Here is a 12,731-nt window from a genome sequence, read left to right as displayed (position 1 = left end):
GCAGGGATCGCCTGCGTGAAAGCATATAAATCGGTGGGTTTTTGACCATATGACCGTTCTGGCGGATCTCGAAAGGAAGAAAGGCGAGGAATGAAACCGATGGAGATGGCCGAAGCGCTTTTCGGCGATGAGCAGCATGACGGTTCTGAGAGCGCCCCGTCGGAGGGGTCGGTGGACGCCTCGGCCCTGGCGGCAATCGCGGCGCATTTGGCGCGCGAAGACGCGGGTTTGACACGGGTGGCCGACCTGTCGTCGACGCAAGGCGAGCCGCTGCCAAATGCGGCGGCTTCGGTGTCGGCAACGGCTTCTGCCGCCGGGCGCGACGAGGACGAGACCCGCGCCGGCGGCGTGACGCACCTTGGCAGCCAGGGCACGCGGTACCCCACCGACTACGACCCTTCAGTGCTGGAGACCTTCGAGAACAAGCACCCGGGCAACGATTACTTCGTGAAGTTCAACTGCCCCGAGTTCACCAGCCTGTGCCCCATCACGGGCCAGCCCGACTTCGCCACCATCTACATTTCCTACGTGCCCGGCGAGCGCATGGTGGAATCGAAGAGCCTGAAGCTGTATCTGTTCAGCTTCCGCAACCATGGCGACTTCCACGAGGATTGCATGAACATCATCATGAAGGACCTCATCAGCCTCATGGACCCGAAGTACATCGAGGTTTGGGGCAAGTTCACCCCGCGCGGCGGCATCTCCATCGACCCGTACTGCAACTACGGGCGCCCCGGCACGCCGTGGGAAGACGTGGCGTGGCAGCGCCTTACCCAGCACGATATGTACCCCGAGAAGGTGGACAACCGCTAGCGCGTGCGGAGGGCGCGGCGCCCCTCGATGTCGCGGTGCGTCTTCCGGCGCGTAACGACGGCAATCGCATGGGGGCGGCGTGGGAGTGGTGCTGCTGACGCGGTGTGAAAAAGATTATCTTCCCACGTGGCGAACGGGAAAGTGCGGTGCTATACTGCGCACTGGCATGTCGGCTGCGATACGGGGGACGCCTATGTTCTTCACCGTTACGTGCAATCCCGCTCTCGATTGGATGATGCGCCTGACCTCGTTCAAGGAGGGGGCGACGAACCGCTCGGTCTTCGACGAGCTGTCCTACGGCGGGAAGGGAGTGAACGTCTCCACGATGCTTCATCGTTTGGGGCTTGAGACGCGCGCTTCGGGCTTTATCGCCGGCACGACGGGGTCCGCCTTGGCGGAAGGCGTGGAAGCGGCCGGGGTGCCCTGCGATTTTGTGCGCCTGCCCGCGGGCCAGACCCGCATCAACGTGAAAATGAAGCGCGGAGAAATCCAGGACGCTTTGGAGGAAACCGAGATCAACGGCCGCGGCCCCGAGGTGGGGGGCGCGGCCGTTGCTCAATTGCGGGAGCGCGTCGCGGCGCTGGGGGAGGGTGACTGGCTCGTGCTCTCCGGCTCGCTCGCGCCGGGCTGCGAGGCCGGCCTGTACACCGAGCTGGCCCGGGTGGCCGCCGAGCGCGGCGCGCGCTGCGTGGTGGATACCACGGGCGCGGCCCTCATGGCGGCCCTGGAGGCGCGGCCCTTCCTCATAAAGCCCAACAACCACGAGCTGGCCGAGCTGGCCGGCTGCGACGCCCGCGACGAGGCGGCCGTCATCGGGGCGGCTCGCGAGCTGGCAGCGCGCGGTGCACGCTATGTGCTCGTCAGCTGCGGCGGCGACGGGGCCCTTCTCGTAGACGCCGACGGCCTGGTGGCCCGGGGGTCCGCGCCATCCGGTGTGCTCGTCAACTCCGTGGGCGCGGGCGACTCCATGGTGGCGGGCTTTCTGGCGGGCCTTGCCGGCGCGGTCCTTCCGGGGTGCGAGGCATGCTGTCCCGGCGAAGGTGACCTTTCCTACGCCCTGCGCCTCGGCCTGGCGGCCGGGTCGGCCACGGCGTTCTCTTCTTCTCTGGCAACGGCGGAGCAGGTTGCCGACCTGCTATCCGCGACTTCTGTCGAACAGGCAACGGAAAGGAGTGCGGTTCATCTATGAGAATTGTCGATTTACTCCAAGCGGAGGCGATTGCCATCGGCGGCCACCCCGCCGACAAGGCCGCCGCCATCGCGCAGTTAGTCGATTTGCACGACGGCGCGGGCAACCTCAACGACAAGGAGGCCTACAAGGCGGCCATCATCGCCCGCGAGCAGCAAGGCACCACGGCCGTGGGCGAGGGCATCGCTATTCCCCACGCGAAGACCGACGCCACGAAGCGCGCGGCCCTGGCGGCCATGACGGCTCCCGAGGGCGTGGACTACGGCGCCTTCGATGGCCCCTCAAACCTGCTGTTCATGATCGCCGCGCCGGATGACGGCGGTGACACCCACCTGGAGGTGCTCTCGCGCCTCATGACCATCCTCATGGACATCGAGTTCCGCCAGAAGCTTATGGAGGCCACAACTCCCGAGGAGTTCCTGCAGATCATCGACGCGAAGGAGCGCGAGCGCTTCGCCGATGAGGTAGAGGCCGAGGCCGCGGCCGATATGGAAGGCTCGGTGGAGGGCACCGAGCTGCTCATCGACGAGGTAAAGGCCGAGCACGCCGAGAAGAAGGCCGAGAAGGAGGCCGCTGCGGCCGCGGCCGAGGGCTACCGCATCCTGGCCGTGACCGCCTGTCCCACGGGCATCGCCCACACCTACATGGCCGCCGAGGCCCTCACCAAGGCCGGCGAGGCCCGCGGCATTCCGCTCAAGGCCGAGACCAACGGCTCGGGCGGCACGAAGAACCGGCTCACCAAGGCCGAGATCGCCGCGGCCGACGGCATTATCGTGGCGGCCGACAAGGAAGTGGAGATGGCCCGCTTCGACGGCAAGCCCATCGTCATCGTGAAGGCGGCCGACGGCATCAACCGCCCCGACGAGCTCATCGACAAGATCGTGAACGGCGAGGCCGGCGTCTACCACGCCGAGAAGGGCGCCCGCGAGGCCGCCGAGGACGTCGCCGGCGAGTCTGCGGGCCGCAAGATCTACAAGCACCTCATGGAGGGCGTGTCCCACATGCTGCCCTTCGTGGTGTCCGGCGGCCTGTTCATCGCGCTCGCCTTCCTCATCGACGGCATCGCCGGAGTGCCCCAGGATGGCAGCTTCGGCACGGGCACGCCGGTGTCCGCCTGGTTCAAGACCATCGGCGGCTTCGCCTTCAGCTTCATGGTTCCCATTCTGGCGGCCTACATTGCCCAATCCATCGCCGACCGCCCGGGCCTGGTGGTGGGCTTCGTCGGCGGATTTATGGCCACGCTGGGAAGTACCTTTGGGCTGCCGGGCGGCGACATTCCCTCGGGATTCCTCGGCGGCCTGCTCGCCGGCTTCGCGGGCGGCTATGCCATGCTCGGCATCGAGAAGCTGTGCGAGAAGATGCCCGATTCCCTGGCCGGCATCAAGCAGATTCTCATCTATCCTTTGGCGGGTCTGGGCGCCATCGCCGTCATCATGTGCGCCGTCGGCCCGTTCATGGGCATGATCAACACCGGCATGTCCAACGCGCTCACGTGGCTGTCCGACAACAACTTCGGCATCCTGCTCGGCATGATTCTGGCCGGCATGATGGCCATCGACATGGGCGGCCCCTTCAACAAGGCGGCCTACGTGTTCGGCACCGGCATGCTGGCGCTCGGCACCGACGCCAGCTTCCAGATCATGGCTTCGGTGATGATCGGCGGCATGGTGCCGCCCATCGCCATCGCGCTTTCCACCACCTTCTTCAAGAACCGCTGGACGGCCGACGAGCGGAAGAACGGCCCGGTCAACTACATCATGGGCCTGTCCTTCATCACCGAGGGCGCCATTCCGTACGCGGCTTCCGACCCGCTGCGCGTCATCCCGTCCTGCGTGGTGGGCTCGGCGGTGGCCGGCGGTCTGTCGTGGCTGTTCGGGTGCACGCTGATGGCCCCGCACGGCGGCATCTTCGTGGTGCCGGTCATCGGCGGCGCGCTCATGTACCTCGTGGCTCTGGCCGCAGGCTCGGTCGTGGGCATGCTCATGCTGGCGCTGCTCAAGAAGAAGCGCGAGGACTAGCACGAGGACTAGCGTGAACGAGCGCGGATTATCGAAAAACGAGCGCGGGCGGTCGCCGGTGCGCGGCCGCCCGCGCGAAACGGAAGAGACTAAGCAGATAGGAGCACAGATATGGTTTCCCAGACGATCACCCTCACCAACGGCAGCGGCCTGCACATGCGCCCGGCCGGCGTGCTGGCCCAGGCCATGGCACCCTTTGCGTCGAACGTCACCATTGTGGCCGACGGCAAGGAGGTGAACGCGAAGAGCCTCATGGCCATCGTTGCCTCGGGCATCAAGTGCGGCACCGAGATCGAGGTGCGCTGCGAGGGCGACGACGAGCAGGCGGCCCTCGACGCGGCCATCGGGCTCATCGAGTCGGGCCTGGGGGAGTAGGGAATGGCCGCCCTCGAGGGGGTCGCGGCCGCGCCCGGCCTCGGCATCGGGTCGGTGATGATCATCACCGACCCCTCGCTGGACTACACTCCCCGCATGGTGGAAGACGCTCCGGCGGAAAAGGAGCGGCTGCGCCGCGCCATCGACGCCTTCAGCGAGCTGACGCGCGAGAAGGCCGCTGTCGTGCGCGAGCGCGTGGGCGACGCCGAGGCGGCGATTCTGGAGGGCCACATCCTCATGATCGCCGACCCCTACATGGTCGCCGAGATGGAGGGGCTCATCGACGCCGGCCAGTGCGCCGAGGCGGCCCTCGACCAGATCTGCGAGATGTTCGCCACCATGTTCGAGGCCGCCGACGACGATTTGACCCGCCAGCGGGCGGCCGATGTGCGCGACATCAAGAGCGGGGTGCTCTGCCAGCTGCTCGGCGTGCGCGAGGTGGACGTGTCCTGCGTGCCCCAGGGCACGGTGCTTGTCACCCACGATCTGGTGCCCTCCATGACGGCGGGCCTCGATCGGGAGAACGTGGTGGGCATCGTCACCGAGACCGGCGGCATGACGAGCCATTCGGCCATCTTGGCCCGCGCCCTGGAGATTCCCGCCGTGCTGGCGGTGCCGGGGGCCGTGGACTTGCTGGCCGAGGGCGCCACGGTGGTGGTGGACGGCACCGAGGGCGTGGTGCTCGCCGATCCCGACGAGGAGGCTCTAAACCAGGCCCGCGCCCGCCGCGAGCAGTACCTGCGCGAGAAGGAGGCACTCCAGCGCTTCGTGGGCAAGAAGACCGTCACGGCCGACGGATGCCAGGTGGAGCTGTTCGGCAACATCGGCTCGACGGACGATGCCCGTGCCGTTGTCGCCAACGACGGCGAGGGCGTGGGGCTGTTCCGCACCGAGTTTCTGTTCATGGATGGCGGCGCGATGCCCACCGAGGAGGAGCAGTTCCGCGCCTACCAGCAGGCGGCCCTCATTATGAAGGGGCGTCCGGTCATCATCCGCACCCTGGACATCGGCGGCGACAAGGACATTCCCTATCTGGGCCTCGAGAAGGAGGAGAACCCGTTTCTGGGCTTCCGCGCCATTCGCTACTGCCTGGCGCGCGAGGACGTCTTCCGCACCCAGCTGCGGGCGCTTCTGCGGGCGAGCGCCTACGGCGATGTGCGCATCATGGTTCCGCTCGTCACCGGCGTGGAGGAGCTGCGCCAGGTGCGCGCGCTCATCCGCCGCTACGCCGAGGAGTTCGACCGCGAGGGTGTGGCCTGCAACAAGGACGTGCCCGTGGGCGTGATGATCGAGACTCCCGCCGCGGCGCTTACCGCCGATATCCTGGCCCGCGAGGCGGACTTCTTCAGCATCGGCACCAACGATCTGACGGGCTACACCATGGCGGTCGATCGCGGCAACGACCGGGTGCGCTACCTGTACTCGACGTTCCACCCGGCGGTGCTGCGCTCCATCCGCTCGGTCATCGCCGCCGGCCTCGCGGCGGGCATCCCGGTGGGTATGTGCGGCGAGGCGGCGGCCGACCCCTCGCTCATTCCCCTGTGGATCAGCTTCGGGCTGACGGAGTACAGCGTGTCCCCGGCAGCTATCCTGGCTACCCGCGCCACTATTGCGAAATGGTCCGCTGCCGATGCCGATGCGCTTGCGCGGACGGTCATGGCGGCGGCCACGCCGAGCGAGGTGCACGAGCTTTTGAGGGGTGGTGCCCGCTAGGTACTGCGAGGGTTTGGCAACGGCCGATGACAGGGCGGCTGGTTTGTGCGAAAATGGCGTGCAAGAAACAAGAACATTGCATGTTAGGTAGCCTTAGACTATGACCGCCCAATTCAGTATTCGGGAAGCCGATCCCGCGGTTGTCGCGCGTTTGCAGCACGACCTCGGGCTGCCCCGCTTCATCGCCGCCACGCTGGTGGCCCGCGGCATCACCACGGTGCGCGCGGCGAAGCGCTTCCTCTCGCCGTCGCTCGACCGCGACTGGTTGAATCCCTACGACATTCCCGGTCTCGCGGACGTGGCCGACGGCCTGCAGGCGGCCATGGAGGCTAAGAAGCGCATCGTGGTGTTCGGCGACTTCGACCTGGACGGCATCTCGGCCACCACGGTGCTCACCCGGGGCTTGCGGGCCCTGGGGGCCTGCGCCTTCCCGTTCATCCCGCGTCGTTTCGAAGAGGGCTACGGCATTACCCCGGCGGCCTTCGAGCGCGCCCGCGAGCTGGCCCCCGACGTCATCGTTACGGTGGATTGCGGCATTGCCTGCAAGCACGAGGTGGCCGCCATTGTGGAGGCGGGCGTGGAGGTGTACATCACCGACCATCATGAGGCTGCCGATCTGGTGCCCGAGAACGTGTGCGTGGCCGACCCGAAGATGGAACCCGGGTGCCCCAGCGCCATTCTGGCCGGCGTGGGCGTGGCGCTGAAGCTGGTGCAGATGCTGGGCGCGCGCATGGGCTTTCCGCACCTGTGGCGCAGCTACACCGACTTTGCCACCTTGGGTACCGTGGCCGACCTCATGCCCATGCGCGACGAGAACCGGGCGCTGGTGGCCGACGGCCTGGCCCGCATGAACGCGAACCCGCGCCCGTGCATCGCGGCGCTTCTGGCCACTACCGGCCAGGCGGGCAAGCCGCTTTCCGCCACCAACTTGTCGTTCTCGCTGATTCCGCGCCTGAACGCGGCCGGGCGCATGGGCAACGCCGATTTGGCGCTCGACCTGCTGATGTGCGACAACTATGCCGACTGCTGCACCATGGCCGAGGCGCTGGAGGAGGTGAACAACCAGCGCCGCGCCATCGAGGCCGAGCTGTCCGACATCGCCCGTGCCCAGGCAGCCGACACCTACCGGGGCCAGCGGGCGCTGGTGGTGGCCGGCGAGGGCTGGCATGAGGGCGTGAAGGGCATCGTGGCCTCGCGCCTGGTGAACACCTACGGGGTGCCGTCGCTGCTGTTCACGGTGGACGGCGACGAGGCCCGGGGCTCGGGCCGGTCGGTGGGCAACGTGAACCTGTTCGAGGCGGTGGAGTCGCTCTCGCACCTGACCACGCGCTTCGGCGGCCATGGGGCAGCCGTAGGCGTGACCATTCCCACGAAGAACCTGCGGAAATTCGCCGAGGGGCTGGATGCTTATATGCAGAAGCTGCCCGAGGCGGCCTTCCATCCCCTGACCTGCGTGGATGCCTGCGTGCACCTGAACGAGCTGACGCTGGATACCGTGGCTTTGGTGGACCGTCTGGCCCCCTTCGGTCAGGAGAACCCCCAGCCGGTGTTTCTGGCCCAGGGCGTCACGCTGGTGAACACGCGGGCCGTGGGGCAGACCAAGGACCACTTCGCCTGCACTCTCACCAACGGGCGGGCCTCGGTGGCGGGCATCATGTTCCACTGCCCGGCCATCGATGCGCTGCTCGTGAACGACGCGGTGGTGGACGCCGCCTTCACGGTGCAGATCGACGAGTGGCGCGGCCGCCAATCGGTGAAGGCCATGCTGGAAACGGTGGCACCGGCGCGCAGCTGCTGCGCCTTGGAGGCCTGTCTCGATCCGGACGTCTTGTCGTTCTTCGCCGACAAGTTCGCGGAATCCGACGAGGAGCTGTGCGCGGGAGCCGCCGTCGACCACGAAGAGGCCGATTCGCGGCCGGCTCTGGCCGAGCTGCGCGCCCCGTGGGAGGCGCTGGCCAAGCGCGACCCGGCGGGCCTGGAGGCCGCGGTGGTGGACGCCATCATCGGCGGCGCGTCGCTGCATCCGGCCCAGCGCCAGATTCTGGACGCCCTGCGCGAGGGCCAGTCCACCTTTGCCGTGATGGCCACGGGCCGTGGCAAGTCGCTGTGCTTCCAGGTGCACGCAGCCGTGCGCGCCCTGACAGCGCGGGAGGCGAGCCTGTTCATCTACCCGTTGCGCGCGCTTATCGCCGATCAGGTGTTCCACCTGCGGGCGAGCCTGGAGCGCTTCGGCATCGCCAGCGCCGTCATCACCGGCGAGAGCACGCCGGAGGAGCGCGAGCGCGTGTACGCGGGGCTGGCCGACGGCACGCTGGACATCGTGCTGACCACCCCGGAGTACCTGATGTTCCACGTGGACGACTTTGCCGCTTCGGGCCGCATCAAGTTCGTGGTGGTGGACGAGGCCCATCATATCGGTCAGGCCAAGGCCGGGCAACGCGTGGCCTACACGCAGCTGGGCCATGCCCTGGCGCGGCTGGGGGCACCCACGGTGCTGGCGGTGACGGCCACGGCCAACGATGCCATCGCCGACGACATCGGGGCGGTACTGCCGGTGCGCACGTCGGTCATCGACGAGACGGGCCGCGAGAACCTGCAGCTGGACGACCAGCGCAACATCGCCCATCGTGACGACTACCTGGCGAGCCTTATCGCCCGCGGTGAGAAGACCGTGGTGTACGTGAACTCCCGCGAGCATTCCGTGGCCCTGGCGCGTCAGCTGCGTCGCCGGGTGCCGCAGCTGGCCTGCATGATCGGCTTCTACAACGCGGGGCTGTCTCGTGCCGAGCGCAAGCGGGTGGAGGAACTGTTCCGCAACGACGATTTGAAGGTGCTGGTGGCCACGTCGGCCTTTGGGGAAGGGGTGGACATTCCCAATATTCGGCACGTGGTGCTGTATCATCTGCCCTTCAGCGACGTGGAGTTCAACCAGATGAGCGGTCGGGCCGGCCGCGACGGCAAGCCCGCTTGGGTGCATCTGCTGTACGGACGGGGCGACGCGGCCCTAAACGAGCGCATTTTGGCCGAGGCCACGCCCGATCACGACGTGATGGCCCAGGTGTACCGGCGGCTGCGCAGCCTGCAGCGCCAGTGCGCGGGCGACTACTTCTGCGTGGGGGAAGCCGACCTGGCCGATGCCGCGTCCGACCACTTCCGGGCCGTCAGCCCCACCTCGGCGGCCTGCGGTCTGGCGGTCTTCCGCGAGCTGGGGCTCATCGAGACGCGTACGGTGTACGAGTCTGGTCGCACCGCGCTGTGGGTGCGCGTGCACGAAGGGGCGTCGAAGGTGGAGCTGACCGATTCGGTGCGCTACCGCGAGGGTCTGGACGAGCGCGCCGACTTCGGCGGCTTCTGCAATTGGGCGCTGGGGCTGGATGCCCAGGGCCTGGGGGTGCACTTGTCGCATCCCATCGTGCCGCGTCGCGGCCGCAACCAATAGGAGAAGGGAGGCGCCGTGAGCGCCGACAGGGAAGATATCAACGCGTGCCCGGCCCCGACCGGGCCGAGCGGGGCGGTTACCAAGCAGACCGTCGATGCGCTTTTAGGACGGCCCGACCCGACGGGCCAGTCAGCCGCCTCGGCAGCCAGCACGCCCGACGGGCGCTTCGCCGAACTGGCGCGGCTGACCGCCGCCTATATGGACGCCGACGAGGAGGCCATGCTGCGGCGCGCCTACGAGTTCGCGAGCGCGGCCCATGCGGGCCAGTGCCGCAAGTCGGGCGAGCCGTTCATCATCCATCCCATCGAGGTGGGCATCATTCTGGCCGATCTGCGCATGGATGCCGAGACCATTTGCGCGGCGCTGCTGCACGACACCGTGGAGGACACCAAGGTGACTGCCGAGGAGGTGGAGCGCACCTTCAACCCGCAGGTGCGGGCGCTGGTGGAGGGTGTCACGAAGATCACGCGCATCGAGGTGGAGAGTCTCACCGACGAACAGGCCGCCACCATCCGCAAGATGTTCGTGGCTATGTCGAAGGACATTCGCGTGATCGTCATCAAGCTGGCCGACCGTCTGCACAACATGCGCACGCTGGCGGCCCTGCGCGAGGACCGGCGCATCTTCAAGGCCCGCGAGACCCTGGAGATCTACGCGCCCATCGCGCACCGCCTGGGCATCAACTCCATCAAGTGGGAGCTGGAGGACCTGTCGTTTTTCTACCTGGAGCCCAACAAGTACAAGCAGGTGTCCCGCATGGTCACCGAGTCGCGCGCCGAGCGCGAGAAGTACCTGGCCGATGTCATCGACGTGCTGCACGAGGAGATGGGCAAGCTGGGCATCACGGCTCAGATCATGGGACGCCCGAAGCACCTGTACTCCATCTACCAGAAGATGACGAAGAAGGGCAAGGGCTTCTCGGAGATCTACGACCTCATTGCCGTGCGCATCATCACCAGCTCGGTGAAGGACTGCTACTCGGCCCTGGGCGCGGTGCACACCATCTGGCACCCCATGCCCGGGCGGTTCAAAGACTACATCGCCATGCCGAAGTTCAACATGTACCAGTCGCTGCACACCACGGTGATGGGCCCCACGGGCCGTCCTTTAGAGGTGCAGATCCGCACCGAGGAGATGCACCGCAACTCCGAGTACGGCGTGGCGGCCCACTGGCGCTACAAGGAGACGGGCGCCTCGCGGCCCGGGGCGGCCGACAACCTGGATGCCCAGCTGGCGTGGCTGCGCCAGATGGTTGACTGGCAGGACGAGACCGAGGACTCCCGCGAGTTTCTGAAGTCGCTGAAGATGGACCTGGACAACACCGAGGTGTTCGTGTTCACGCCCCAGGGCGAGGTTATGAGCCTGCGGGCCGGCTCCACGCCCATCGACTTCGCCTACGCCATCCACACCGAAGTGGGCAACCACTGCGTGGGCGCGAAGGTGAACGGCTCCATCGTGCCCTTGTCCTACCGGCTGCAGGTGGGCGACCGCGTGGAGATTCTCACGCAGAAGAGCGCCGGCCCGTCGCGCGACTGGCTGAACCTGGTGAAGACCCCCAGCGCCCGCAGCAAGATTCGCTCGTACTTCTCGAAGGTGACGCGCTCGGACGATCTGCAGATGGGCCGCGACATGCTGGCCCGCGAGATGCGCAAGCACGGCCTGGGCATCTCCAACGCCCAGTCCACCCGCGCGCTAAAGCTGGTGGCCGATTCCATGGGGTTCAAAGACCCCGACGACATGTTCGTGCAGATCGGCACGGGCAAGGAACGCGCCCAGCATGTGTCGAACCGCCTGTTGAAGATTCTGGTGGACAAGGGCAACGAGGAGGCCGAGAAACCCACGGTGGGCACGTCGGCATCGTCCACCGGGGTGATGGCGCCCATGCTCACCAGCGTGAAGCGCCCGAAGAAGCACGAGACCCACACGTCGCAGGGCATTGTGGTGAAGGGCGTGGACGATGTGCTCGTGCGCCTGTCGCGCTGCTGCAACCCGGTGCCGGGCGATGACATTCTGGGGTTCGTGACCCGCGGGCGCGGCGTATCGGTGCATCGGGCCGACTGTCCCAATGCCCTCGATCTGAAACGCCATCCCGAGCGCATTATCGACGTGGAGTGGGAGGGCACGCCCTCGGCAGCGGCCAGCTACCAGGTGGAGATATTCATCGAGGCGCTGGACCGCATGAACCTGCTGCTGGATGTGACACGGGTTATTTCCGAAATGGGAGCAAACGTGCTGTCGTGCAACACCACCACCCACCGTGATGGTATGGTCGAGATGCGCTTCTTGTTCCAGGTGTCCGACCTGACGGTCATCGAGCGGGTGATCAAACGCCTGTCCGATGTGGAGGGCGTGTTCGACGCCCGCCGCATGATGCCCCAGGGCGCAGCGAAATCAGCGAGGAAAGGATAGCAATGGCAACCGATCTGTACGAGGTCAGCGGACTGTGCGTCGATGTGAAGTACCTGGTCATGGGCTTTTTGGCGAACAACGTGTACATCATCTCCGACAGCGAGGGCACCATGGTGGTCGACCCCAGCTGCAACGCCGACACCATCGTGGCCGCCCTTGATGGGGCGAAGCTGGATGCTATCGTGCTCACCCACGGTCATTCCGACCACGTGGGAGCCGCGGCCGCCCTGCGCGAGGCCACGGGTGCGCCGGTGATCGCGTCGGCCATCGAGGCCCCGGCCATCGAGGACCCGCAGGCCAACGTGGTGGACGACAACCCGACACCCTGCCCGGTGGACCGCACAGTGGCCCACGGCGACGTGGTGGAAGTGGGCAACATGAAGTGGAAGGTCATCGAGACCCCGGGCCACACTAAGGGCTCCATGTGCCTGTTCAACATCCCCCAGTTTGGAAACCACTCCGATGGGCTGCCCGTGCTGGTGTCGGGCGATACCCTGTTCTGCGGCACCATCGGTCGCACCGATTTCGAGGGCGGCTCCATGGCCGAGATGCGCGCCTCGCTGAAGAAGTTGGCGGCGCTGCCCGACGACACCGCCGTGCTGCCGGGCCACAACAGCCTGACCACTATCGGCGCCGAACGCCGCCGCGTCTTCGCCCTGTACGGCGACCCGGAGTAGGAGAGGGGCACCTGGTGCCATGGTTGCGGGCGGGCTGAAGCCCGCCCCTACGACGGCATCTCTAACGATGGTATCTCTAACGACGGCGCCCCTAACGA

General features: G+C 66.9%; 8 protein-coding genes. All 8 read left to right on the top strand.

The annotated features are described in order from the left end of the window. Positions 1-90: 90 nt before the first annotated feature. The 8 genes from queF to VIN30_RS06330 all read left to right on the top strand — a co-directional run bounded on the left by queF (position 91) and on the right by VIN30_RS06330 (position 12,633). A complete protein-coding gene (gene queF / locus VIN30_RS06365) occupies positions 91-813 on the top strand; it encodes a preQ(1) synthase (RefSeq protein ID WP_479274121.1) in 723 nt (240 codons plus the stop codon). 193 nt (positions 814-1,006) lie between these two features. Beyond that, positions 1,007-2,002: a 1-phosphofructokinase family hexose kinase gene (locus VIN30_RS06360; protein ID WP_338210159.1), complete on the top strand. Its 996-nt coding sequence runs from the start codon at positions 1,007-1,009 to the stop codon at positions 2,000-2,002. Beyond that, a complete protein-coding gene (locus tag VIN30_RS06355; protein ID WP_338210158.1) occupies positions 1,999-4,020 on the top strand; it encodes a PTS fructose transporter subunit IIABC in 2,022 nt (673 codons plus the stop codon). The genes VIN30_RS06360 and VIN30_RS06355 overlap by 4 nt, the downstream gene beginning before the upstream one ends. A gap of 111 nt (positions 4,021-4,131) precedes the next feature. Further along, positions 4,132-4,395, top strand: a complete 264-nt coding sequence (locus VIN30_RS06350) for an HPr family phosphocarrier protein (protein ID WP_338210156.1) — start codon at positions 4,132-4,134, stop codon at positions 4,393-4,395. A gap of 3 nt (positions 4,396-4,398) precedes the next feature. Beyond that, positions 4,399-6,108 (top strand): phosphoenolpyruvate--protein phosphotransferase, encoded by a 1,710-nt coding sequence (ptsP, locus tag VIN30_RS06345; RefSeq protein ID WP_338210153.1) that lies wholly within the window; start codon positions 4,399-4,401, stop codon positions 6,106-6,108. Between the two features lie 100 nt (positions 6,109-6,208). Next, positions 6,209-9,547, top strand: coding sequence for a single-stranded-DNA-specific exonuclease RecJ (gene recJ / locus VIN30_RS06340; protein ID WP_338210152.1), 3,339 nt, complete (start codon positions 6,209-6,211; stop codon positions 9,545-9,547). A gap of 36 nt (positions 9,548-9,583) precedes the next feature. Beyond that, positions 9,584-11,956 carry a RelA/SpoT family protein gene (locus VIN30_RS06335; RefSeq protein WP_420915321.1) on the top strand — a complete coding sequence of 791 codons (2,373 nt, stop codon included), beginning with the start codon at positions 9,584-9,586 and terminating at the stop codon, positions 11,954-11,956. Between the two features lie 2 nt (positions 11,957-11,958). Next, positions 11,959-12,633, top strand: a complete 675-nt coding sequence (locus VIN30_RS06330) for an MBL fold metallo-hydrolase (protein ID WP_338210148.1) — start codon at positions 11,959-11,961, stop codon at positions 12,631-12,633. Positions 12,634-12,731 lie beyond the last annotated feature (98 nt).

This window comes from Adlercreutzia wanghongyangiae (genome assembly GCF_035989245.1).
Taxonomy (GTDB): Bacteria; Actinomycetota; Coriobacteriia; order Coriobacteriales; family Eggerthellaceae; genus Adlercreutzia; species Adlercreutzia wanghongyangiae.
This window is presented reverse-complemented; position numbering and strand designations above follow the sequence as displayed.

Bases quoted from the DNA above. Each gene is read 5' to 3' on its own strand.
- VIN30_RS06355 (WP_338210158.1), top strand. From the start codon at position 1,999: ATGAGAATTGTCGATTTACTCCAAGCGGAGGCGATTGCCATCGGCGGC.
- VIN30_RS06330 (WP_338210148.1), top strand. From the start codon at position 11,959: ATGGCAACCGATCTGTACGAGGTCAGCGGACTGTGCGTCGATGTGAAG.
- recJ (WP_338210152.1), top strand. From the start codon at position 6,209: ATGACCGCCCAATTCAGTATTCGGGAAGCCGATCCCGCGGTTGTCGCG.
- queF (WP_479274121.1), top strand. From the start codon at position 91: ATGAAACCGATGGAGATGGCCGAAGCGCTTTTCGGCGATGAGCAGCAT.
- ptsP (WP_338210153.1), top strand. From the start codon at position 4,399: ATGGCCGCCCTCGAGGGGGTCGCGGCCGCGCCCGGCCTCGGCATCGGG.
- VIN30_RS06360 (WP_338210159.1), top strand. From the start codon at position 1,007: ATGTTCTTCACCGTTACGTGCAATCCCGCTCTCGATTGGATGATGCGC.
- VIN30_RS06350 (WP_338210156.1), top strand. From the start codon at position 4,132: ATGGTTTCCCAGACGATCACCCTCACCAACGGCAGCGGCCTGCACATG.